Origin of the sequence: Paenibacillus sp. MDMC362 (genome assembly GCF_003269305.1) — a bacterium.
Classification (GTDB): Bacteria; Bacillota; Bacilli; order Paenibacillales; family Paenibacillaceae; genus Paenibacillus_AQ.
In genome coordinates this window covers 304,703-329,608 of sequence record NZ_QLYT01000024.1, presented here as the reverse complement: position 1 = coordinate 329,608, position 24,906 = coordinate 304,703, and the positions used below count along the sequence as shown (strand labels likewise).

Sequence of the window (24,906 nt, the reverse complement as noted above, 5' to 3'; positions counted from 1 at the left end):
GGAAAGGAGGCTGAACGAATTGATTCAGAATATGGAGGTGGCATCTGCGTAAGCGGATGCCGCGTTAAGGGGAGCCCTCTAGAGGGCTCCCCTCATTTCATTTATTCATAGATCACAGCTTTGATCTCGTCGCTATCGATATTGTTTTTGTCGTACCAGTAAAATCCCGTATCGATCTGCGGTTCAACCTTCTCCCCTTTGATGGCCGCCACGGCGGCTTTTACCGTCTCATATCCGATGCCGACCGGATTCTGCGTGATGGCTCCCGCCATCGTTCCGTTCTTGATCGCGTCACTCTGCGCTTTTCCGGAATCGAATCCGACCACGATGATCTGGCCTTCCTTCTTCATCTCCGTCACCGCATTGATGACGCCGACGGCGGAGCCTTCATTCGCGCCGAATATCCCCTTTAAGTCCGAATGCGCCTGCATCATCGCTTTGGCCAAATCCGTCGATTTCAGGTGATCCCCGCCTCCGTACTGGATGTCAACGATTTCGATATTCGGGTACTTCTCTTCGATCTGCTTCTTGAAGCCGTCTCGGCGGCTGACCCCGGTTACGCTGGTCTGGTCATGGACCACCATGGCGATTTTGCCTTCATTCCCGATGAGTTCCGCCATTTTGTCCGCCGCGAGCGCGGATGCAGCCATATTGTCGGTAGAAGCCGTCGTTACCGGAATGTCGCTTTCCACGCCCGAATCGAAGGCGATGACCGGAATGTTGTTTTCCTGGGCTTTTTTCAGATATGGAATGGAGGCCTGGCTATCCAGCGCAGCAAAACCGATCGCGCTTGGTTTCTTATCGAGTGCAGCCTGCAGCATTTCGATCTGCTTATCCACCTGGGATTCCGTTTCAGGTCCTTCAAAGGTAATCCGCACGCCAAGCTCTTCCCCTGCTTGCTCGGCACCGGCTTTCACCGCCTGCCAGAACTGGTGCTGAAAACCCTTTGAAATGATCGGGATATAGATTTCTCCTTCGGCTGCAGAACCGGCTCCTGAACCGGATCCGCCCTCGCCTGGACTGTCGGCACCTCCGGCAGCGTTATTGCCCGATGAACCGCAAGCCGCCAGCATGCTTGCAGTCAGCATAAGAATCAGAGCCAATACGGAAAGCTTTTTCATAATGCAATCTCCCCTTGTTTACACATATTGATATAGCTATAGATCTTCCATTATGGAAGCTTCTATCGAGATCAAGCCAACCTACGGCCAACCGAGCTCCGGCAGCAGGCCCAAAAAAAGGGCTTACGCTTTGCGTCTTCGCAAAATATCCGCATACACCGCGAGTATAATAACGAACCCTACAACAACGGTCTGCCATTCCTGCGGCACGGACAGAATGCGCAATCCATTCGTCAGCACGCTCATGATCAACGCCCCGATCACCGTTCCGATAATGGTGCCCTTGCCTCCGCTGAGCGAAGTTCCCCCGATCACAACCGCCGCGATGGCTTCCAGCTCGTACCCGGCACCCAGCGCCGGATTGGCCGAGTTCAGCCTCGATGCCATCATGACGCCCGCCAAACCGGTAAATGCGCCGGTTAAGGTGTAGATCACGATTTTCCAGAAGCCCACGTTGACGCCGGACAATCGGGTCGCCTCTTCGTTGCTGCCCAGCGCAAAGTTATACCGGCCGATGATGGTCTTTGATAGGATGAGATAGCCGAGGATCGCCGCAATGAAGAAAATGACAACCGCATTGGGAATATCGAGACCCGGTACCAGCCAGCCCAGCACGCTGCCTTGGGACACCTCGGCAAAGCTTTCGGCATCGTTGAAGTAGACCGGCTTGGCTCCGGAAATGATGAGCGCGAGACCTTTTGCGATCATCATCATCGCCAGTGTTGCGATAAAAGGCGGAATCTTCATTTTCGCCACCGCCGTCCCGGACAGAAGCCCGCACAGGGCGCCAGTCAAGATGCCGCCAAGAATGCCGACGGGGACCGGCAATCCCCAGAAGGTGATGCATACCCCGGTCATAACGCCGCTCAGCGTCATGACTGTCCCGACGGACAGGTCGATGCCGCCGGTAATAATGACAAAGGTGGATCCCAAAGCCAGCACGCCGATTACCGCTGTGGAAAGAAGAATGCCCACGATGTTGGAGAACTGAAAGAAATTGCTGGACGAGAACGTAAAGAATAGGACGAGAACGACCAAGCTGGCAAGAGCCAGCACCTGCTGGAGCGCGCCCGATTTGATTTGAATGTTCATCTGCTTGTTCCTCCTGACGTGAATAGATGACGGCGACGGCGTCTTACATCCTCGCTGTAGCCAGATGCATAATGCTTTCTTGGGTCGCCTCTTCATGATCCAGCTCACCTGTAATCCGGCCTTCGCACATGACGAGAATCCGGTGGCTCATCCGAAGAATTTCCGGCAGCTCCGACGAGATCATGATAATGGACTTGCCCTGTACTGCAAGATCGTTCAGCAATCGGTAGATTTCGCTCTTGGCCCCAACGTCGATCCCTCGCGTCGGTTCGTCGAAGATCAGGATGTCGCAATCCCTCGTCAGCCATTTGCCAATGACAACCTTCTGCTGATTGCCCCCGGAGAGGAACTTGACCTCCTGGTCGACATGCGGCGTTTTGACCTTCAATCGGGAGACCATATCCTCCGCCTGCTCGCGAATCTTCGCCGTATTCATCCAACCGCCGGGACGGAGGAAGCTGCCGTATGAGGCAATAGCCACATTGTTCTTCACGTCGAGATCGACGACGCATCCATAGCGCTTCCGATCCTCGGATAGATAGCCGATTCCTTGCCGCACCGCATCGTGCGGGCCCTTGATCGTGACTTTGCGCCCGTGTACGCGGATCTCGCCGGAATGAATGCGGTCGGCGCCGAAGATTGCCCGGGCAAGCTCGGTCCGTCCCGCGCCAACGAGACCTGCAATGCCTAGAATTTCTCCCTTTTTCAGAGTCAGGTTAATGTCCTTCAAGTTTCTGCCTTGATTAAGTCCTGCAACCTCCAACACCGTCTCCCGCTCGCCAGCCGACCTCTCCGGCTTCGAAGTCTCATAAATCTGCCGACCGACCATCTTCGAGATAATGTCCTGGGTCGTCACTTCAGCCGTGGATACCGTATCGATGTACTGCCCGTCTCGCATCACTGTAATGCGATCCGTGATTCGCTTGATCTCATCCATCCGGTGTGAAATGTAAACGATTCCAACTCCGTTCTCGCGAAGCTGTCGTATGATGCGGAACAGATCCTCAATCTCCGTTTCGCTCAAAGCCGCTGTCGGCTCATCCATGACCAGCACATCGGCGTTGTAGGATAATGCCTTGGCGATCTCCACCATCTGCTGCTTGGCAACCGTTAATTCCGATACCTTGATGGAGGGGTCCATGTCGAGGCCCATCCGTTCGAACAGTTCCTTCACCTGCCGGTGCAGCGCCCGGTCGTCCAGAAACAATCGGAGCTTTCGCCGCGGCTCCCTCCCGATGAAGATATTCTGGGCGACTGTCAGGTCAGGGGCCAGATTCAACTCCTGATGAATCATGCTGATTCCCGCGTCCTGAGCCGCTTTCGGGTTCGACAACTCAACGGGCTGCCCTTTGAATTCGATCGTTCCTGCATCCTTCTGATAAACGCCGGTCAGGATTTTCATCAGGGTTGACTTGCCCGCACCGTTTTCACCCATAAGGGCATGAACTTCACCGGCCCGCAGGTCGAACCGGCAGTTATTTAATGCAAGCACGCCCGGAAATTCCTTCATGATCCCTTCCATTTGTATCAGCCATCCGCTCAATGTCCCTCACCTCTCTATCTGGCACCTTTTATGAATCATTGTACAAACCGCTAGCCCGCGAAGGAATGGAATATTCTCTGATCGATGTTGAATAATCTATGATCCGCTGCAGAAATCCAAAAGAGAAGAAGCTACTCCTCCACAAAGGGAAAGAGCAGCTTCTGGTTCTCCTCGGTATACATATTATCCTTATTGATGATAACGGAATCGGTATATATATACGGGGGCATCTTGTTACCCTCGATAACGGATACGGCTGTTTTGATGCCCAAATAACCGATGTTGAAGGGTTTCTGAACGATCGTGGATTGCAAGACTCCCTCTTCGAGCAGCTTGACTTCCTTCACCGAGCTGTCGAATCCGACCAGCTTGACTTTGCCCACCAGCCCCAGTTCCCGAATCGCTCTGCCGGCCCCTACCGTGGAAGGCTCATTCAGTCCGACGATTCCATTCAGGTCAGGCCTCTCAAGCAGGAGCTTTTTCGTGATTTCGTATGCCCTCTCCTCCTTGCCTTCGCTGTAGTAGGTGCCTACGATTTCCGTGCCGCCACGCTGCTCCAAAATGCTTCGAACCCCTTGCTCCCTCTCAATCTGGGTCGAGGTGCCCTGCACGAAACTGATGATGGCAACCTTGGCATGTTCCGGAAGGCGTGACGAAAGCTCCATGCCGGCCTTCTGCCCCGCATTCACATTGTCGGTCGCGATCAAGCTCTGCGCGTAATCGCCATTCACGGCGGAATCAATCATAATAAGCGGGATCCCGGCCTTGCGAATCGACTCTGCTACGGGAACCAGGCGATTATAATCACCGGCGGCCAAAACAATCGCATCCGGCTTCTGCTTGACGGCCTCCTCCAACAATTGAATCTGCATGTCAACCTCGATTTCCTGAGAGGGTCCTATCACCGAGACGTCCACGCCGAATTCCCTGGAAGCCGTGTGCACCCCTTCAATCAACACCCGCCAGAATTCATTCTCGTCCAGGGCCTTTACGCCGACGATGACCTTCTTGGTTCCGGGTTCTTCCTTGGACCATTGATAAACGGCATAACCCAGAATAAGCAACGGAATCAGCAGCAGTACCATATAACGCATTCGCAGGTACGACTTCAAGGCGCATCCCCCTCCGTACGCAACCATTCATCTGCATGAACGGCCGGAATGACCAGCGTTACACTCGTCCCCGATCCGGGCACGCTTGCATAGCTAAGACCATATTCCGTTCCAAAATATAACTGTATCCGCTGATGAACATTCGCAATGCCAACGCTGTTTCTCGATGGTATGCCCTCTTTGGACGTGAGCAGTGTCTCCACCATGGACTGATCCATTCCGATGCCGTCGTCCGTGACTTGAAATTCAATGCGGTTATCTCGACGCATCCCCGTAATCGTGATCGTTCCGGGCCCTTCCTTGTTCTTGATGCCATGATAAATGGCATTCTCCACCAGCGGCTGCAGCAGCACCTTCAACGTCAGATATGGGTAAAGCCCCCGATCGATATTCAGGGCAAAACGGATTTTGTCCTGATACCTCATTTGTTGTATTTTCAAATAATTCGTAATATGCTCCACCTCGGTCGCGATCGGTATCATTTCTCTCCCTTTGCTGAGCGAAGCCCGAAACAGCCTTGCTAAAGCCGACGTCATCAGAATCACCTCGTCATGCTTCTTGCTCTCGGCCATCCATATGATGGAATCCAGCGTATTGTAGAGAAAATGGGGGTTGATTTGGGCTTGCAGCGCATTCAGCTCGCTTTTTCGCTTAATCTCTTGCTCTACCACGATTTGATACATCAATTCCTTAATTTTCAGCACCATCACGTTAAAGCTTCGGGCCAGTCCGGAGATTTCCCTGGAATGCCCCACCGGGACCCGGATGTCAAAATTCCCCTTCTCCACCTCCATCATCTTCTCTTGCAGCTTCTTGATGGGACGCGTCAGGTTGCGGGAGAGGACGACGGAGAACAGCACGCCGACGAGGAGGCATAACAATCCCGCTATAGCAAAAGACAGCTGCATCTGCTTCTTATTGTCCACCAGCTCATTCTCGTAAAAAACGCCGACGATTTTCCAGCCGAAATCCGTGTCCTTGATGCTGTAAATCCGGCTTGCTCCGTCCTCCTTCACGACAAAACCTCCTTGCTTGTCCTGCAGCACCTGCTCCAATCTCTCCGTTTTCAGATTGCTGTAAAGCAGCTGCTGCTGGGGATGATAAACAATCCGGCCTTCGCGGTCGATAACGAACACATAACCCCGGTTCCCCAGATCGAGCTTGCTGAGCATATCGTTAATCACTTTGAAGTTAAGATCGATCAGCAGGATGCCAAGCCCTTGGCCCGAATCCATGCCGCTGAGCTCGCGGCTTAACGATACAACCCAGCGGTACTCCCCCTTAATGACGGGCTGTACATGCGAGGAAGAGATCACCGTCTGTCCTTGATTTTCCTTCGCCTGCCGATACCAGGGCTGATCGGATATTTCAATATAAGGATTTAACTCCGCGTTGGAACGATCGGAAATGAAGGTTCCGCCCGCTCCAAAGATGTTGATCGAAGCAATGTCTTTGCGCGAAACGCGAATCGAGTGGAAATATTCCGATATCTTCGCTTTCAACATAGCCAGTTCCGCAGGCTGCAGTTCATCGGCTGAGGCGAGGTATTCCCTTACGTTCGGGTTGTTCATCGTCGCCAGCGAGATGTCTTTCATCCCGGTGATGTAAGTTTGGATATTCGCATTCACTTGATTGATCAACTCGGAGGTATAACTCTCCGCCGTTTCGCGAACAGCCGATTCGGACAGCCGGTAGGAGATGAAAATCAACAGCAGCGCTGTAAACAATACAAGCATCACGAATGAGCTGGCAATGCGGGACTGAATGCTTTTGATCCGCTGCGGAGCCTTCATGACTGTACCCCGTCAGACGTCATTTTATTCCGGTACTCCGTCGGCGTATCTCCGGTATGTTTCTTAAACAGCACGCTAAAATATTGAGGATCCTGATACCCGGTTTTTGCCGCAATTTCATAGGTTTTCAACAAGGAATGCTTCAGAAGTTCCTTTGCTTTCTCCATGCGGACTTCCGTTACGTATTCAACGAAGGTCTTCCCGGTATGCGACTTGAACAAGGCACTAAAATAACTCGTGCTCATGAAGATCCGGCTGCATACGGCCTTAATCGATAACTCGGCATCCTCATAATGCCGATGGATGAAATCGACCGCCTCCAGCATCTGGGTGAGGGTAATATCCTTTCTCGTCTTGGCAACATCCCTTAACGCCTGCTCGCACACCTCGGTTAGCCAGCGCTCGATCTCTTCCAAGGACCGAAAAGAATACAGATCCGACAGCAGCCTCTTCTCCATGCCGATCAGCTCGTTCCCATTGCTGCCGATTTCCATCAAAGTTTGAAGCACGGCCAGCATGACCCGAAGGACCCGCACGTAACAGAGTTCGATCGAAATTGAAGCGCTTCCAAGTTCGCTGATCAGCCGCCGGATGCACGACTTGACTTCTAAGTCCGTACCGGCTCGAATTGCGGAGATTAGCGCTGACTCGGTTTCAATCCCATCCTGGAGGGGAACGTCCCCCCGCTTTTCAAGATCCGTGATATGGACCACCTGATCGCGGCCGAACAGGAGCCGGTATTCCAGTGCAGCTTCCGAAGCCCTGCAGGAATAACGAATATCTTGAAGCTCGCGGCAAATCGTTCCGATGCCGAGCGTAACCGTGAATTTCATGAACTGCTTCGTAGATCCGCGAATGTCCTCCGCCAGCTCCTGCGCCCGAGCGTGCAGCTCCTCCTCGCCGGAGCCCGACAGGATGGTCATAACTTTGTTCTCCTTGTACCTAAAAATAGCTGTACCGGGCTCGTCCGCCAGGATCTCCTGCATAATGTTGTATAAGGCAAATGCATACAGCTCGTTATCGACATGCTGTTCATCCGTTCGAAGCTCATCCATATCCGCTGCCATCGCGATATAAAGCGGCCCCGGAAGCCGAATATCAAAATATGACAACTTGCTCTCGATCTCGGATCGCCTCATCGGCGATGACGCCAGTCGTTCAAGAAATCGCTCCTTAAGCAGGACCAAGCTCTCATTCAGCTGATGTTTGAGCCTTTTCAAGTGCTCCGTATGTCCCCGCTCCTCATCCATTTCCAGCTTGAGTTTATCAAGCATCTCCCTTAACTCCGCCGAAGTAACCGGTTTCAGAATAAAATCCGTGACCTGCAGCTTCACCGCTTGCTGGGCATATTCGAAATCGTCAAAACCGGTCAGGATGATGATCTTCGTCTTGGGAAAACGCTCCGTAATATGGCGTGACAACTCCAGGCCATCCATGTACGGCATGTTGATATCCGTTAACACCACATCGGGTTGACGGCGAGTTACAGCCTCCAATGCATCCCTGCCGTTCTCGCAATCTCCGATGCATTCAAAGCCATGATCTGCCCACTGAATCCGGTTTCGAATCCCTTCTCTTACAATCGGTTCGTCGTCCACAATAAGAATCGTATACAATCAAAGCCTCCCCCGTTCAAAAGCAATTCCCATTTGCTTAGGTGATATCGTGTTACGAGGTGAATATACAGGAAAAGCCCTTTGGCAGGCAACTGCCAAAGGGCTCCATGACTTTATATTTATTTACGGGCGTTCATCCACGTAATGAAATTGTTCACCACGATATCGAGGAAACCGATCGTCGGCTCATGAATCAGCTTGCCGGACTCATCCATCTTCTCATGCACCGCCCCGATATATACCTCATTGTTAGGGAGCAGCGGCGAAGTTATGCCGACAGAAAACAGAATATCCCGGAGATGCTCTTGAGCTCGAACCGTCCCAAGCTGTCCCATCGACGCCCCCATGATCCAGGAAGGCTTCCCGTTCATAACCTTATCAACGCGCGACAACCAATCGAGTGCGTTCTTGAGCACGCCCGGTATGGAGTAATTATACTCCGGCGTGATCCACAACACCGCATCAGAGGCAGCAATCCGCTCTTTGAAATCCTTGACGACCGCAGGAGGGTCCAACTCAATGTCTTGATCATAAAACGGAAGATCGCGAAGCCCCAAAATTTCAAACGTGATCTGATCCGAGTAGCGCTGCTTTAAATATTCCGCCAGTTTCATATTGTACGACTCTTTTCTAATGCTTCCTACAACGATTGCAACGTTCATGATACCCTCCAGTTCTATGCTTTCTACGCACATTTCATTGAAATTTTACAACTAATATTCAGCCTAACACCATATTTTACCAATGTCAAAATGTCGTTTGTCCTACTTCATCAACGAGAGCATTTTACACACGCTGCGCTCCATGTCTTCCCTTTGTTCAGACGGTACATACTGGAGCAGAGCTAGTGCTGCATAAGGCACCTTGATGGCATGCGGATCTTCATACCGTTTGCTCCAATAGGCTGAATCCGAAATCGACGCACCTTCGGCAGCTTCAACTCCCTGATTCGAAAGCGCTTGTGGCCTCAAACGGTTGAGTATCATTTGCAGCCGGTGATTGCTTTGACCAAGTTTGGCAAGCTGAGCATATCCTAGCCGCTCCAGCTCAATCAGTGCGTGTGCGTGGGTAACGCCATGCTCAAGCTCACCGGCAAAAAAATAATATTTGCCATCAACGTGCTGATCCGGCAGCACGAGTTCCAGCTCCGAAAGTGCACGGCGTGCCAAATCGGATGCATTCCGGTACGGCGGGATTTCCGAAAGTGAGATTTCCGCGGGATCCAGCTGCGTATAATCCTCAATGCCATAATACCTTGCAGGCTTGTGTTCAACTGCTGCACCTTCCATCAGCTTGAGGATGCCTCGCACGATAGACGGCGTCAGTAAGTCCGGACGGTCCCGTAATGCTTTCAGTCCTAAGACGGCCAGGGTTACCCCGTGTCCGGAGGTGCTCAGATTCGTCAGGTTAGGCAGCAGACCTTCAATGAGCTGATTCATTAATTCAGGCTGCGCAGGCTCGGGAGGATAGGGTTCAAACCAATCTTCATGTTGGCTACGCAAATGCAGGCAATTGGCGGCCAGGCCCTGCAGTACATTTTGCGGCAATTCAAACTCCTTCTGCATGTAATAAGCGGCCAAATACGCCCCGCCAACATGTCCTTCAAACCAGCCAACCTCGCCGCCGCGGCTCAAGGCCGTAAGACCATCCTCCAAATACTGGTCACTAATAACCGAATTCACCTCCTTCCCTTCGATTGCACTCGGGAGATTCAGCCTGGCTGCAATGTCTTTGGGCAAGCTTGTTAGTTTCATTCGGATGCTGTAACCATACATTCTAAAATGCAAACCTTCCTCGTTATCCGAAACCATCATCCGCCGATCCAGAATGGAACGAACCCGGTCCAGAAACCGTTCATCCGTTACTCCGTAAGTGATCTCCAAGGATGGTGCCAGCGCATTCATGGCAATCGGAATCCATTTGCGCTTTGTTGATACAACAACGGCATGAGCCGTTCCTCCAATGGCAAAAGCGAATTGCTCCGACTCCTTGGCGATTGTTAACCCGAGCGTCCGCTTCATCCATAATCTAGCGGCTACCGGATCCTCCACAGGCAATCCCACCTCCCGCAAGTACAGGATGCCATAGGTGCCGTTCGGCGCAAGCACCCCTTCCTTCAGATCTTCATGCGCGATAAACTCCAGCAAGTTTCCATCGCCATCCTTGAAGTACACGTTCACGCCGGAATCAAAGCGCTCAACCACTTCCCCGTCAGGCCATTTCAACAAAGGCACCTGCTCTGCAAGCTTCTGGATCATGGATTCAAACTGGGAATATGGCACTTCAAACGCGATATGGGCAGGAGCTATGGGTTCATACGCTTCTTCAAAAGCGAGCGTGAAATCCGGTGTAGGCTGAAATATGATCTCAACCTCGCTTTCGCTTGCTACCGGGAAATGAAGTAACCCGTGGTAGAATTGTTTCACACCCTGAATGGATACCGTCTTTAATTTCAGTCCGGCAAAATGAATGATCATGAGATCTCAACCTCCTCTTTGCCGCTGATCTTCTCGACCAGCTCCATAAAGATGGACAGCGCCTCTTTAGCCCGATAATCCAGTACAATCTTGCCTCCTGCCGCTTCGGATTCGTAAATGGTCCGCTGAGAACCGCCAATGGATATCCATTCCGGACTATTAATCCCGTGCAAATTACGGATGATAGCCTGCATCTGCTGCAGTGAACTCACGCCGACCGCCCCTCCCGCAGAGCTTACCGAAAGAACCGGTTTACCTGAGAAATGCATCTGTCCCAAATGATCCAATGCGTTCTTCAAGACTCCGCTCATCCCGCCGTGGTACTCTGGTGTCGTCAAAATAATGCCATCCGCCTCCATCAGCAGACGCTGCAGCTCGCGCACACCATCATGGCGGTTGAATATCTCGTCTGGTGAATAGAACGGAAGCGGTGTTTCGTACAGATTAAACAGATTCACTTCCACGAACAACGCATTCATTTGCGCTTCCAGGGCTTTGGCCAGAACGGTACTTGTGGCTTCCTTGCGATTGCTGCCAGCTATAATCACGATTTTCATAGTACTTCCTCCCTTATGGGTACAAAGATTTTGTTAAGTACATTGTAGAGGAGGTAAGCCATGGAAATCGTCAACATATAGAGTGATTTTACAAGCAAAAGCTCTCATGCCTTCGGCTGAGAGCTTCTACAACTATAGTCTTAGATATGATCGTTATGTACGCAGTTACCGCAATCCTTATACGATTCCATGCTTGAGCGCATAGATGGCAGCCTGTGTCCGGTCGGCAACCCCCAGTTTATCGAGCAGGTGGCTGACATGGGTTTTGACCGTCTTCTCGGTAATATAAAGCGCTTCGCTGATTTCCCTGTTATTCATCCCTGATGCAATCAGCTGCAGTACTTCCTGCTCTCGGCGGGTAAGCTTATCTAGCTGCGCAGCTTCCTGATGGCCGGACCCGCTGGTCTCATCCGTCCCCGCCGGTGATGTAACATGCGTCATAAGCAGGCCGGCTGCATCCGGATGCAGTTCAACTTGGCCTTCATACACGCGTCTGATCGCAGCCACCAGATCCTCAGGCTCAATATCCTTAAGGAGATAGCCGCGTGCGCCCGCCCGAATGGCTGGCAGCACATGGTCATAATCGATAAACGAAGTCAGCACGATGACTTTAATACGAGGCTGTTCTTTTTTTAACCGTGCGGTCGTATCGATTCCATTGAGGATCGGCATATTCAGATCCATTAACACGACATCGGGATTCAGGTGATTGGCCTTCTCTAACGTTTCCTCGCCATTCGCGGCTTCGCCAACCATCTCGATATTCGGCTGCGTAGCCAGAAAAACCTGCAATCCCCGTCGTACCATGGCATGATCGTCAGCGATCAACAATCGGATCATCGGTGATCCCCCCATTCTCTATTGATCTCACCCTTAAGGGCAGCGAAACTTCAATGATCGTTCCCTCTCTGTATACACTATATAGACGGAATTGCCCTCCGAGCGATTCCGCCCGTTCCCGCATGCTGGACAACCCAATCGAATGTCTTGTCAGCTCGTTCAACCGTTGCATGGTAATCCCGCGGCCATGATCTTCAATCCGAAGTTCAACTTCATTTTCCCGCAGGGTTAATACGACCGTTACTTCCTTGGTATCCGCATGCTTGCTTACATTGTTCAGCGCCTCTTGACCGATCCTCCACAATGTTTCTTCCACGATCCGGGGCAGGTCCCGTATCCCGTTGATATGTGAACTTACATGAAGCTTCAATCGTTCGCCGTATTGTTTTAGGCCTGTCATAAGCCCTTCTTCAAGTCCGGGTGGGCGAAGCTGCATGATCAGCTCCCGCATTTCTTTAAGCGCGCTTTGCGACAAGACCTGTATATCATGGATGGTATCCTGCAGCATGCCTGTCTGCTCATGCGGCAACGCGGTGAGCATTCCCCCCACCCCCTTGGACATCATCACCAGCGAGAACAGGGTTTGGCTTACCGAGTCGTGGAGGTCCCGGGCGAGACGATTCCGTTCATCCATTCTTGCGAGCTCCCGCCGGTTCTCCTCCAGACGGATGCGCTGAAGGGTCATGCCGATATGTTCAGCCAGTGCCTCGATCACCTCGATATCTGCCCGGTACGAATCCCCGTCATGATCGAACCCTACTAAAAGCAGTCCAAATGAGGTGTCCCCGGCAGCCGCCAGCGGAACCGCAACCGCTCGGGAGATGGTGGATATCCATCCCTGTTCAACCAAAAGATCCGCAAGCCGCTGTGCGTCTTCTGCACTGACCGGATTCGGATTGACCTCTCGCTTGCCAGCACGGGTTCGTGCGGCTTCAGCAAGCGGAAATTTGGCATGGGGCAGCGTCGTCTGCCCTCTGCTGTAGAGGGCACGCAGCGTCATTTCGCTGCCGACAGGCTCCAGCAATGCGGCAACCGGCCAGTCAAAGTACCGCCCCATTAAACTCATGACTTGCTTCGTTAATTCAGGCCGGTTAACCGCTTGGGAAGCATAAGCACCGAGTGCGCTGCTATATTCCCCAAGCCGGGCAAACAAATCCGCTCGGCGCTGCTCGGCTGCGTATAGCCGCATGCGCTCAATGGCGCTCCCGATTTGGTAAGCTACCGATTCCAGGAGCGCCAGTTCCTCTTTGCTGAAATGCAGCTTCCCGGGCGCAGCCACATTCAGCACGCCGAATCTGCGGCTGCCGGATCGAAGCGGAACGGTTGCATGGTGGGTTATGCCTTCCGTATCCCCCCACTGATACCGAACGGCGTTATCCAGACGTTTGCAATTCAATATGTTCACGGCATTTTTCAGACGTCCATCATCGTAACGCTCCAGGCACCAGCAACTGCCGCATCTCATGGGTTCATTATCGTTCCGTCTCAGGGCGGCCGGCAAATTCCCGCTGGCTACGAATTCATGCGTTCCCCGATCTTCCACCAGGAACAGCCAACCGGTCGTAAGTCCGGTTAGCTCCAGCAGTTTGGCAATAACTACGTCCAGCATGGGCCCAAGCTCATTGGACTCGTTCAATGTTTCTGCGATCGTCTTCAGCGTAATTAACTCCTGAATGTGCGGATCGTGATTGGACATACGCGAAAGCTCCTTCTTTTTTTGCATTCTGAGGTAACTATATTATATAATCCTGTCACACACCATCAAAATCCTATGAAGCGCTTCAGACATTTCCCAAATCATTCACCCCGTGAATTTTGGTAAAAAACAATTAATATTGTTTTATCTCTTGCAAATTCCCACCTGCATATGGCTTAATATAGAAGTCGGGGCCGACGAAATGAGCTGAAAGGAGGCTGATTGCAATGATTCAGATCCATGAGGTGGTATTCGCGTAAAGCGAATATCCGTTAAAATGGGAGCCCGCTGCGGGCTCCCTATATCTATTTTTAAATCCAATAATTCAAAAATCCAAAAAAACCAATATCACGAAAGGAGGAGGGCAAGCATGATCAATGCAATTGTTTTGAAACTCAACGATAGCTTAAATATGTATACAGAAAGAGGAGGGCATCGATGGGCCATTACAAGAACGGAAGAGAAGTGCTTCCCCCCGAGCTGCTGCAGCAAATTCAACAGTATATAGATGGAGAATTACTCTACATACCGAAACAGAGCGAGCAAAGAGCCGGCTGGGGAGAGTTAAGCGGTTCCAAACAACGCATCGAAAGTCGAAATAAAGAAATGTATCGCGCTTATTGCAAAGGACGGTCCATTGAGGAATTGGAACGGACCTACTTCCTGTCTGGAGAAAGCGTGCGCAAGATCATCAGTAAACTTACCCGCGTAGGGACCTAAAATCGATGAGATTTTACGGTCTGCTCACGGATTGACATAGGACTGTTCCCTTGGGGCGCAGTCCTTTCCATTTTATATGAACGATACTGCATAACAGAAAATGCCCGACTGTAGGCGAATCTACAGTCGGGCATTTGTCATAACTAACGCTCTTCCCGCTTCTCCCCTGCGACATCCCAACGATGGCGAAATTTCTCCAAACGCGGGTGCAGATACGGCGGCTCGGACAAGAGGATTAGCCTCAGCTTTACAATCCATTCCTCAAAGGAAGAAAAGGAGGCAAACGCATTTGCCATCTCAGGTGTCAGAATAAGAAAATGGGGACTTCCGTACTTCTCAACCAGATGACGAAGCGCGGTATCGATCGGCGTGTATTTTTTTCGTTTCGACTCGAAGGGTTCAATCACAACCGATGATCCTGCATGATCTTCGATCCATTCCTGAAGCTGTTTCTCCCGCTTGTAATAAGGGCTGACCGGCTCCTTGAACATCCGCTTCGCCGTCTCTTCATGCAGCGGATACAACACCAATTTTACAAATGACCGTTCTTCTAAAATGGCAGCGGCCTGCTCCAAATCCTCCTGAACCTGCTCGAAGAGGTCGTAGAATATTAAGGTACCTTTGGTTGTCGGCTTTGGGGGCTCGTAACCGTAAGGAACATACTCCAAATTGCGCGGCATGATGAAACTTCACCTCTCTTTCACTCTGATGACGGGGATGAAAGCCTCGGTGGCACGCGATGCTGGGTAGCCTGCTCAAAGCCGTAGGCTAATTGGATCAGCACGGGCTCGCTAAATGCCGTCCCGATGAACGTAATGCCCTGCGGCCCCTTCGTAATATATCCTCCCGGCGCTATGACGCCATTCTCGGCATAGCCGCCGGGAACGGTTACCGATGGATACCCTGCCCGGGCAGCCAAATCCGGTCCATATTCATTACCCAGAAACAGCAGGGCGTCCAGCTGATACGCCTGCAAAACATGGTCGATCCCTCTCGCTCCCGCCATTTCTTTATTCTTCTGCTTGCTCTTAAGATACTCTGTTTCGGTCAGCGTGCCGCTCGTTTCTTCAGCCCAGATCAATGTACCCTGTCCATATTTCAAGGCAACCTCGGCGTGTGCCTCATTATAAGCGATAACCTCGGCCAACGAATGAACAGGCAGAGACGCATCTACGTTCGCCAAATAATCATTGACATATTTTTTGAACTCATAGCGAAGGACATTGGCATCCCATTTGGTATCCTGGCAAGGCAGCTCTACCGGATCAATAATGGCAGCTCCTTGATTCCGCAGCACTTCAATGGCGGACTCTACAACATCTAGTCTATCCCGATCCAGGTGCTTATAGTAGTATCGGGGGATCCCAATTCGGGCTTTCTTCAAATAACTCGAATCCAGATACTTCGTGTAGTCCTCCACCCTTCGTTGAGGATCGATCTTGGTCACTTCGTCCAGATCGTCAGCTCCCGCGATCGCGCTAAGCAGAATCGCTGCATCTTCCACCGTTCTGGCCATTGGACCTGCCGTATCCTGTGCGTGAGTGATGGGTATGATGCCTGATCGGCTTACCAGTCCAATCGTCGGCTTAATGCCAACCAGACTGTTCTGGCTGGAAGGACTGATAATCGATCCTGATGTTTCCGTCCCGATGGCCGCTGCGGCCAAATTCGCCGCCACCGCAGCACCGGAGCCTGAACTTGAACCACCAACAAACATTTCCCCTGGACCGTATGGGTTTAATGTAAGTCCATGTCTTGACGAATATCCTGCCCACATCGTCGATGACATGAAATTCGCCCACTCGGTCATGTTGCTCTTTCCCAATATAACAGCACCCGCTTTACGAAGCTTCGCGGCAACAAAGGAATCTTGGGAGGCAAACGAATCCGCAAGGGTGATGGAGCCGGCGCTCGTATGCAGCCGATCCCCGGTGTCGATATTATCCTTAAGCAGGATGGGAATACCATGAAGCAATCCTCTTGTACCCTGGTCCTTGCGTTCCCGATCCAGCGCCTCGGCAATTTGCAGCGCTTCAGGGTTTATCTCAAGAATCGAGCGGAGAATTCCATCGTATAACCCGATCCGCTCCAAATATAATTGAACCAGCTCTACTGAAGTCATCCAACCCTCAGTCATCGCATGCTGCATATCCGAAATGGTTGCTTCCACAATCCATGCTTTTTTATCCATGATCATATATAGTCCCCCTGACTTTCTTCACTTTCTGAACTTGCGGTAGATGGCGGGGATTATTGTTTCATATTTTAGCCTCCAAACATTTCAGGTTCTTATATGTAAATTCGGGGTATAGGAACAAAATTCCTCTTATTGGCGTAAACCCGATCGGCACCTGAATGGCTCAATTCCCCTTATTTTGTTTGCACTCATCTAATTGCCAACAAAAACGAAAAAGCGGATCAAGAATGACATTCTGATCCGCTCCTATAAGCTTCTGCAGTCCTTTCAGAACCATTACCGGTACCACTCAGCCTGCTTATTGAACATCTCGGCATAGTGGGCACCCTGCTCAATTAACTCCTCATGTCTTCCTTCTTCAATGATTCGCCCTTCCTTGAGAACGAGAATACGGTCCGCATGTCTGCAGCTTCCCAATCGGTGCGATATGAAGATGGCGGTTTTTCCTTCGGTCATGGACATCAGGCTCTCGAATATCGCGGACTCCGTTAGCGGATCAACGGCCGCCGTCGGCTCGTCCAGATAGATCACTTCAAAATCCCGATAGAACGCCCGGGCGATCGCTACCTTCTGCCATTGGCCCTGAGACAGTTCGCGTCCGCCGGAGAAGCGCGTTCCCAGTTGGGTTGATACTCCGTCCGGCAGCGAATCCGCTAGCAGGGTCATCGAAGCCTTCTCCATGGCATGATTCAATCGGCGATGGGCTTGCCGATCATCTGGAGCATGCTCGCGCAGCGCAATGTTAGCCTCAAGGGTCCATTCATATCGGTAAAAATCCTGGAACACCGCCGTTACTTTGCTGCGGAAGCTGGCGGAATCATAATCCTGGATCGGGATGCCGCCATAGCGCACAACGCCATGCGTCGGTTCATACAAGCCTAGCATGATTTTTACGAGCGTGCTCTTCCCCGCACCGTTCTCCCCGACGATGGCAACCTTTTCACCGGGCTTGATGCGAATCCTCAAATCGTCAAGTACAGGCTTATCCTGATTCGGATAGCAAAAGGTAACGCGATCGACTTCGATCCCCTCCTGCAAAGGCGTGGTCATCGGCAGAGCTTTTTCCGGCTGAGGAACCGGCGTATCCAGAAATTCGAACAATTCGTGGATAAACAGACCGTCATGATAGATTTGCCCGATGTTCTGACTGATGTTCTGTATGGAATATCGCGTGTCCTGGACCGCTTGATAGAGAGCGACGTAACTGCCGATGGTTAGTTTGACGCGTGAGCCGAGCCACAAGAACACGGCTAAAATGCTAAAAGAACAAATCGTCACCGCCGATTCCACGATCAGGCGATTCTTCATGTTTTTTCGCTCAACGCCCAGCATTTCATACGTATTGTTGAAATAGATGCCCCGCCATTTGTTCAATAAATAATCCTTGGCATGAAACAGCCGGATTTCCTTGGCCGCTTCCTTCGTCTGCAGCAGTTGGTTCATATACGCCGCCATTCGTGACGAAGCCGTCTGCTGATGAATGACCACGAAGCGGGAAGTCCCCTCTTTCTTCTGGATGATCAACAGCGGGACGATCAGAAGCAGCATAACGATAGGCAATATGTAATGAAAGCTGAACAAGAGAACGAGCAAACCCGTCAAGGTAATGAGGTTCTGAATTATCGAGAACATGTAAAACACCATGTTAATTCCGCAGATATTCAGATTGCGAAGAGCACGCTGCAGCTTGTCATAGCTTTCTGGAGATTCAAAGAATACGAACGGAAGCTTGCTTAACTTCTCGGACACTTGAAGATTAAACCAATAGGATACATAAGCATTCATCTTTCGCTCGGTATACTTTTGAAGAGATGCCAGCACGAGGCCAATCAGAATGACCGCCATCTGGAGTAACAGCCAATACAATGCTAGGTATGGGGCTTCATCCCGAGTCAAAACCCCGGTAATAGCGTCTATGACTTGAGCCGTAACGTAAATTTGTGCTATAGGCAAAAAAGCCTGAAGCAGATATATCATCGTAGATCTAGTGAACATGCGTGGCGAGATGCGGTACACCTGCATCATAACCTTGAACATCAGGTTTGCATATTTCATGTTGTACAACCTTGAGCCTCCTTCGTCATTAAGCCGATTTATTAAGGGCTGAAGGTTTTGCCTGCGGCAGCTGCTTGATCATTTCTTCAAAATGATGCAAGTAATTGGTTACGCTTTTGTTGATCACCGTCTGCTCCTCAGATAAATAGAACGCTAACGGAAACCGGTTCACTTTAAATGAATCGATCAAGGCCTTGTCTGCCCACACAACCTGCAAATCCGTTAATCCGTTGACCTTGGCCATCTCAGCGGCCTCTTCCGCATCCTGGGCGTACAGAAACAGCGTGACCCGAAGGTCCGGATGCGATGTTATGAACGTTTTGATAGCCCCGTATGTTTCTTTGCACGCATTGCAGTGGTTCATCGTAAACAGGAGGATTTTGGACCTGCCGTCATACATATTAAGTGGAACTCCGTTCAAGCTCGAATAGGTCGCTTGGGGGATCTGCATGCCGAGTTCCAGTCCCTCCTTCGGAACGGTTGGTTCCTCATGCCCGCTTACGGCTGGCTGCGGCTTCAGCTCCAACACCCGAACATGCCGGTACAGCCTCATGACAAAGTAGGCTAAACTGAATATTAACCCATATTGAATCAGCAGTACGGTAGTGATCAGATCCATAATTCCTTCTCCCCCTTCTCCTGCCTGGTTTCAAAAGAATACACATTCAACATAACCAACGATATAACGACGAGGCCGATGGCTGACAACAGGGAAAGAATCATTTCTGGGCCTGGCATACTGAAGAGATTCACAGGTTCAGACATTAACCATATCAATGCATTGATGCTCCCTAAGAATGCAATTTTTACAACTGTAATCATGCCAAGGGTCTCATTAGACCAGGATCCGAAGCAGCTGCACGTGATCTCCTGTTGCTGCACGACTCTGGCTTGGTAAACAGCGTAGGCAAACCCTGCCAACATGATAAAAATCGCGATTTGCGCAAGGATTCTGCTCCAAGAAAACAATAAACCTGTTCCGGCTGCGATCTCAGCGGCGCAGATGAGAACAGGTACAATGGGCAAGCGACCTGCAGGCAGCTGCAATCGTTCGATCGTCTTCCTGAAATCCGCTAACGATAACAGTTTCGACACTCCCGAAAACACAAAAATCACGGTCAGATACAACAGGCAAAGCGAGCCCATGGACATGCCCCCTCCTCCTTCCTGACAGCCAGGGAGACCAGGCTCCCATTCGATGGCATCGGTAACTAGCTTGTACTGCAGCTTGCTCCTCTTCTTCGCTGCTCACTGTTTCTCTTTCGTATTGTAATTGCAAAGGACCCATTATCATTATTGATACCTCACTCTTCAACGGGGGATTAGAAGCCAGGGAACGGGTGCGAAATATAAACAGCGGAACAAAAAGTTCCGCTGTTTATGCATGCGCTTACACAAAATTTAGCAACCGCAAGTATATCTCTCTTCGGAACCATTGCCGCAGTCCCATACCTCAAGACGAACGCCGAATTTATCACGTCCGCATTGCTCCGTTGTGTTGCAAGAAGTATGACGAAGAATACACATAAATGTTCACCTCCTTTCAAAACATGAATTTCACTCATTTATATGAAAGGCGTTGCTGTGCAGAAGCACTCGGTGTATTAAAGACTGGATGCGGGGCTTCGATTTCATAAGCCGAATACATTGTAAGCGGGTTCATATTAGAGGTGGCGTGAGAGGGTTGTCCTGAGTAACTAGCTTTTAAGATATTTTTAATATACTATATTTATCATTTCTTACAAGGATAACATCTTACAATCAAATAATAGGATATTATCCCTTATTATGAAGCGGCATAAAATAGGATTGCCCCTATCGCGTAGGGCAACCCTATTTTCTTGGAATGTTAACTTATGATCGTAATGACCGGCGCCGAGATCGTCGGCTGTGTCGTGATAGCGGATGCCGTGTTCGTGAAACTGGCGATTTCCAATAACACCGGTATTCCCGCCGGAACATCCGTCGTATCGAGCACCAAGCTGGCGGTTGTTAATGTCGATAAGGAAAGTTGCTGAAGCATGCCGTTTATATACACATTAAAGTAATCTGAACCTGTCAACGCGGGGAATGCTGTCACGGCTGCTTCGGCATCATCAACAAAACTCGTTGCCGGCATGGTAATCGAATCTGCTCCAATCATACCCTCGGCGATCAGTGCAAAATAACGGGTTACCGTTGGCGTTACCGTTGTGGTGATCGTTCCTCCTGTTGCAACGGGAACCGATGCGACAGCGGTAATGATAGGTTTGATAACGGGCATATCATCACTCCTCTTAATTAGGGATGTTACAACTATGACTTTTGCCATATTACCATTAAATGATAGTTTTTTATGTTTTGTTTCCGGCATTCTCCTATTCAAGCAAAAATAAATGAGAGAATGGTGTATGATCCGGTCAATATATCCTTAAGTGAAGGATATATGTCCACTCGACTTCCCCTCCGATGACATAAACTAAGTACATACATTCATACCCGGGGCGGTGATGAGACTGAAAACTCCCGTGATTAAACGGAAGCGGTATCGAATAATAATTTCACCTAGGCATCACAAACGCAGAAACCTTAAAAAGAGCCGATGTAAACATGTCGTATCACCTTGCAATAGAAAAAGGATCCGACCGCGCAAGACCAGATCCGATCATCCGGCCACCATCCCGTCTGAATTGTCGGAAACACAACCGATAAGGAGATCAGAAGAATTACCTGGACAGCCAGGTATTCCGGGGCTGCAAGGTGATCCAGGCATTCAAGGGCCTCCAGGCGTGCCAGGTCTACCGGGCTCCGTCGGAGCATCCGGCATTCCGGGTCAGAAGGGTCCCCAAGGGCTGTCTGGTTTACCGGGGATTCAAGGCATTCCCGGGGTGCAAGGCATCCCAGGTCCTCAAGGTCCTCCGGGTCCTCCCGGTCCGCAAGGCATCCAAGGTATACCGGGAAGCGTGATAGTGCCGGAGATCGTTGTACTGCCGACCACGCTTCGTTACTTTTACGTATTGATGTCCGAAGTTAATCTGGATGCTCCCTTTATCATATCTGCCGATCAATTTACGGATGATGACGGAAATCATACATTTCAGAGCATTGCAGTCGGTCCGAACACCTCCTCAACGGTTTATATCAACGGCATGATTCAGGAAGGTCGAATCTACACCATCACTCCGGGATCACTAACCTTGTATTCTCCCGGCGATGTGCTCCTGTCCGGAACACCGATCTTGCTGGAGGTTTTGTATCTCACCGTTCAGGTGGGGGCTTAGAGCAAACAAAAAAACTCCACTCAGCCGGGAAGCAGGGTGGGGTTCTTTGCATTCCTTATTTAAACGACAACACCTTTTTTGAGGATGACATTTGCGTACAGCGCTTTTTCGCCGGTCGACACGATGGCATAAGCATTCTTCGCCCGCTCATAGAACGAGAATCGCTCTACCTCATCAAATTGCACGGGAACGGCATGAAACTGCTGCACGATCTCTCGGTATTCATCCCAGATCGGAGTTTCTACGGTATCCCCCGGCGTCACAGCCATCAGCGCTACCGGGGACTCTACATACGTATCGAGCGGAAATAACGGCAATATCGCGTTTAATAACGCAGGAATTCCGTGTCCGTCTGCCCGGACCAACCGCTGGGCATGACTGGCTGCCGGAAAATTGGCATCGCCGAGCACAATTTCATCCGCGTGCCCCATCTCCATCAGAATCTTCAGCAGCTCAGGCGAGAGCACATGTGATATGCCTTTTAGCATGATATGACATCCTTCTCTATCGAATTTAGATGTAAGGCTTGGAATATTAGGAGACCGCCATTCGCTATGAATCCCTTAAACTTACTGTTGTACCTGCTGTTGTTCGACAATGGACTTGTAATGCTGGAATGCTGCCTCCCAATCCTCGTTGGACTCAGGCTCGTACCAGGCAAGCGGAAAAGACCGCTTGACGAGTTCCACTCCCTCTTCCCGATTGCGCAATGTGCCATTCGCCACAAATTGAACCAGCATGTTCCCGATGGCACTTGCCTCAATCGGTCCGGCCCACACTGTTCGGCCCATGGCATTGGCCGTATAACGGCACAACAACTCGTTTTGAATGCCGCCGCCAACCATATGGAGCCCATCGTAATGGTGCCCTGTCAGAACCTCCATTCGCTCAAGCACTTCCCGGTATCTCATAGCCAAGCTCTGCAGTATGCACTGGACATACTCTCCGGTGCTATGAGGAATGGGCTGCCCTGTCTCCCGGCAATAATCCCGGATTTCAGCCGGCATATCCGCCGGATTCATGAAGCGCAGGTCATCCGGGTTTATGAAGCTGCGGAACGATTCCGCGTCCTGAGCAAGTTCGACCAGCTCTGCAAATGAATACGTCAATCCTTGATTCTCCCATTGACGCTTGCACTCCTGAAGAATCCAAAGGCCCATGATATTCTTCAGTAATTGAAAGGTTTGATAGGCTCCACCCTCATTGGAGAAGTCTTCCTCCAACACGTCCGTATGGACAAGCGGCTCCGGAAGCTCGGTTCCTAGAAGCGACCAGGTACCGCATACTAGATAGGCAAATCGGGAGGTGTTCGCAGGAACGGCTACCACGGCGGATTCCGTATCATGCGATGCCACGGCAATCGCTTTAATCGCCGGAACGCCCAGCTCTTGCACCACGGCATCCTGCAGCCTTCCAATCACGGTTCCCGGCTGTACGGGTTCAATGAACAGGGATGCGGAAAGCCCCAACTCCTCCATTAAGGGTTCATTCCACTTGCCTTCTGTAACATGATAGAGCTGAGTCGTGGTGGCCATGGTGAACTCGCACGCCTGGAGCCCCGTCAGATAATAGTTCAGTAGATCCGGAGTGAGTAGGAACTTATCTGCAATATCAAGCATCGGAGATTTTGACTTTAGCATCGCATTTAACTGGAAAATCGTGTTAAACGGCATGAATTGCAGACCGCTTTCTTGAAACAGACGCTCCCTCCCGACCTGCTCGCAAGTATCCTCCACCATGCCTTCCGTCCGCAGATCCCGGTAATGATAAGGAACTCCGATGAGCTCCCCGTTACGGTCGATCAGTCCATAATCGACGCCCCATGAATCGATGCCATAACTGACCGGCTGATAGCCGGCTTGGAACGCTTTGCGGATGCCATGCTTAACCTCCTGCAGCAGCATCGGGAAATTCCAGTGCAAATGCTGGCCCATCTGGACGGATACATTGGCAAAGCGGTGAATCTCGGTAATCTTCAGCATGCCGGGCGATTCATGATCAGAAGAGGTGATCTCGCCCAGCAGCGCCCGGCCGCTGCTGGCCCCCAAGTCAAACGCAAGCACCGCGGATGAATTGCTCATAAGCCGCATCCTTTCTCACCTGTAGTACAATACCAATCCGAGTTTAAACAACCGGATCTGATCCACAATCGTTCTATTTCATCTTCTGCAGGAGCTGAATACGATAATCTTCGCTCTCCAGCGCAGCGATATCATCCACTTCCTGATCTGTCAGCGGCACCGGTGTGCCGGCAGCCTTGGCGCTCAGGTAAATCTTCGCACTCTCTTCAACCACCTGGGTTCGGTAATACGCTTCACGCAGATTCCGACCGGTTGTGACCAGTCCATGGTTACCGAGCAGGATGGAACTGGCCGTCGTTACTTTCTCCGCGACGGCATCTGCCAGCAAATCTGTCGTAGGAATGATGTAAGGGATGTATGCCGTACGGCCGACCAATGCTGCCTGGTCCGGAAACATTACCGGCAGCTCCTGTTCCACCAACGTAAAGGCAATGCAGTGGGATGGATGTGTATGCACCATCGCCCCGATATCGGGGTTGCTGCGGTATCCGTACAGGTGCATCAGCACTTCGGAGGAAGGCCGCAGACCAATATTGGTAATTTCGCCCGTCGGGATATCGACTTCGATCCATTGCTCCGGCTCGATCTCCTCCAGCGCAAAACCGCTCGGGGACAAATACATTTTGTCCCCGGCTCTCGCGCTGATGTTTCCTCCCGGTCCTACAACGAGTCCGCTGTCGACGATTTTTTTGGCATACTTGCAGAGCTCATTTCTCGTTTCGATGTTCAGCATGTTCTCCTACTCC

At 51.0% G+C, this 24,906-nt stretch carries 22 protein-coding genes; 2 read left to right on the top strand and 20 right to left on the bottom strand.

The genetic code is table 11. From position 1 onward, the window contains the following. Window positions 1-101: 101 nt before the first annotated feature. The 11 genes from DP091_RS13990 to DP091_RS13940 all read right to left on the bottom strand — a co-directional run bounded on the left by DP091_RS13990 (window position 102) and on the right by DP091_RS13940 (window position 13,847). On the bottom strand, window positions 102-1,121 hold the full coding sequence (locus tag DP091_RS13990; RefSeq protein ID WP_113058860.1) for an ABC transporter substrate-binding protein: 1,020 nt from the start codon (window positions 1,119-1,121) through the stop codon (window positions 102-104). A 123-nt stretch (window positions 1,122-1,244) separates the two neighbouring features. Then, on the bottom strand, window positions 1,245-2,213 hold the full coding sequence (locus DP091_RS13985; protein ID WP_015736085.1) for an ABC transporter permease: 969 nt from the start codon (window positions 2,211-2,213) through the stop codon (window positions 1,245-1,247). Window positions 2,214-2,256: 43 nt separating this feature from the next. Then, window positions 2,257-3,756 carry a sugar ABC transporter ATP-binding protein gene (locus DP091_RS13980; RefSeq protein ID WP_113058859.1) on the bottom strand — a complete coding sequence of 500 codons (1,500 nt, stop codon included), beginning with the start codon at window positions 3,754-3,756 and terminating at the stop codon, window positions 2,257-2,259. 131 nt (window positions 3,757-3,887) lie between these two features. Further along, window positions 3,888-4,868, bottom strand: a complete 981-nt coding sequence (locus tag DP091_RS13975) for a substrate-binding domain-containing protein (RefSeq protein ID WP_113058858.1) — start codon at window positions 4,866-4,868, stop codon at window positions 3,888-3,890. After that, on the bottom strand, window positions 4,865-6,661 hold the full coding sequence (locus tag DP091_RS13970; RefSeq protein ID WP_113058857.1) for a cache domain-containing sensor histidine kinase: 1,797 nt from the start codon (window positions 6,659-6,661) through the stop codon (window positions 4,865-4,867). The genes DP091_RS13975 and DP091_RS13970 overlap by 4 nt, the downstream gene beginning before the upstream one ends. Further along, window positions 6,658-8,277: a response regulator gene (locus tag DP091_RS13965; protein ID WP_113058856.1), complete on the bottom strand. Its 1,620-nt coding sequence runs from the start codon at window positions 8,275-8,277 to the stop codon at window positions 6,658-6,660. Before DP091_RS13965 ends, DP091_RS13970 begins: the two co-directional genes overlap by 4 nt. A gap of 119 nt (window positions 8,278-8,396) precedes the next feature. Continuing rightward, window positions 8,397-8,939, bottom strand: coding sequence for an NADPH-dependent FMN reductase (locus DP091_RS13960; protein WP_113058855.1), 543 nt, complete (start codon window positions 8,937-8,939; stop codon window positions 8,397-8,399). A gap of 102 nt (window positions 8,940-9,041) precedes the next feature. Further along, window positions 9,042-10,754: a VOC family protein gene (locus DP091_RS13955; protein WP_113058854.1), complete on the bottom strand. Its 1,713-nt coding sequence runs from the start codon at window positions 10,752-10,754 to the stop codon at window positions 9,042-9,044. Further along, window positions 10,751-11,311: an NADPH-dependent FMN reductase gene (locus DP091_RS13950; RefSeq protein ID WP_113058853.1), complete on the bottom strand. Its 561-nt coding sequence runs from the start codon at window positions 11,309-11,311 to the stop codon at window positions 10,751-10,753. Before DP091_RS13950 ends, DP091_RS13955 begins: the two co-directional genes overlap by 4 nt. Window positions 11,312-11,488: 177 nt before the next feature. Beyond that, complete coding sequence (locus DP091_RS13945; RefSeq protein ID WP_113058852.1) at window positions 11,489-12,151, bottom strand: response regulator; 663 nt, start codon at window positions 12,149-12,151, stop codon at window positions 11,489-11,491. Next, entirely contained in the window at window positions 12,129-13,847 is a 1,719-nt protein-coding gene (locus DP091_RS13940; protein WP_113058851.1) for a GAF domain-containing sensor histidine kinase, read from the bottom strand. Before DP091_RS13940 ends, DP091_RS13945 begins: the two co-directional genes overlap by 23 nt. Before the next feature lie 438 nt (window positions 13,848-14,285). On the opposite strand from DP091_RS13940, the gene DP091_RS13935 reads away from it, so the two are divergent. After that, entirely contained in the window at window positions 14,286-14,567 is a 282-nt protein-coding gene (locus DP091_RS13935; RefSeq protein WP_006211013.1) for a CD3324 family protein, read from the top strand. Between the two features lie 143 nt (window positions 14,568-14,710). Here DP091_RS13935 and DP091_RS13930 read toward each other — a convergent pair whose 3' ends face one another. From DP091_RS13930 to DP091_RS13905, 6 genes are all read right to left on the bottom strand, one after another. After that, a complete protein-coding gene (locus DP091_RS13930; RefSeq protein ID WP_113058850.1) occupies window positions 14,711-15,247 on the bottom strand; it encodes a hypothetical protein in 537 nt (178 codons plus the stop codon). Window positions 15,248-15,267: 20 nt separating this feature from the next. Next, window positions 15,268-16,764, bottom strand: coding sequence for an amidase family protein (locus DP091_RS13925; protein ID WP_113058849.1), 1,497 nt, complete (start codon window positions 16,762-16,764; stop codon window positions 15,268-15,270). Between the two features lie 276 nt (window positions 16,765-17,040). Beyond that, a complete protein-coding gene (locus DP091_RS13920) occupies window positions 17,041-18,819 on the bottom strand; it encodes an ABC transporter ATP-binding protein (protein WP_113058874.1) in 1,779 nt (592 codons plus the stop codon). Between the two features lie 28 nt (window positions 18,820-18,847). Further along, on the bottom strand, window positions 18,848-19,438 hold the full coding sequence (locus DP091_RS13915; protein WP_113058848.1) for a thioredoxin domain-containing protein: 591 nt from the start codon (window positions 19,436-19,438) through the stop codon (window positions 18,848-18,850). After that, window positions 19,429-19,971, bottom strand: a complete 543-nt coding sequence (locus tag DP091_RS13910) for a MauE/DoxX family redox-associated membrane protein (RefSeq protein WP_113058847.1) — start codon at window positions 19,969-19,971, stop codon at window positions 19,429-19,431. Before DP091_RS13910 ends, DP091_RS13915 begins: the two co-directional genes overlap by 10 nt. A gap of 697 nt (window positions 19,972-20,668) precedes the next feature. After that, a complete protein-coding gene (locus DP091_RS13905) occupies window positions 20,669-21,082 on the bottom strand; it encodes a DUF4183 domain-containing protein (protein WP_113058846.1) in 414 nt (137 codons plus the stop codon). A gap of 505 nt (window positions 21,083-21,587) precedes the next feature. Here DP091_RS13905 and DP091_RS31880 point away from each other — a divergent pair. Further along, on the top strand, window positions 21,588-22,079 hold the full coding sequence (locus tag DP091_RS31880; protein WP_258394507.1) for a DUF4183 domain-containing protein: 492 nt from the start codon (window positions 21,588-21,590) through the stop codon (window positions 22,077-22,079). A 59-nt stretch (window positions 22,080-22,138) separates the two neighbouring features. Here the strand turns inward: DP091_RS31880 and fucU are convergent, their stop codons facing one another. From fucU to DP091_RS13885, 3 genes are all read right to left on the bottom strand, one after another. Further along, complete coding sequence (gene fucU / locus DP091_RS13895; RefSeq protein WP_113058845.1) at window positions 22,139-22,567, bottom strand: L-fucose mutarotase; 429 nt, start codon at window positions 22,565-22,567, stop codon at window positions 22,139-22,141. 81 nt (window positions 22,568-22,648) lie between these two features. Next, window positions 22,649-24,160, bottom strand: a complete 1,512-nt coding sequence (locus DP091_RS13890) for a rhamnulokinase (RefSeq protein WP_113058844.1) — start codon at window positions 24,158-24,160, stop codon at window positions 22,649-22,651. Between the two features lie 73 nt (window positions 24,161-24,233). Beyond that, entirely contained in the window at window positions 24,234-24,893 is a 660-nt protein-coding gene (locus DP091_RS13885) for a class II aldolase/adducin family protein (RefSeq protein WP_113058843.1), read from the bottom strand. Between the last annotated feature and the right edge of the window lie 13 nt (window positions 24,894-24,906).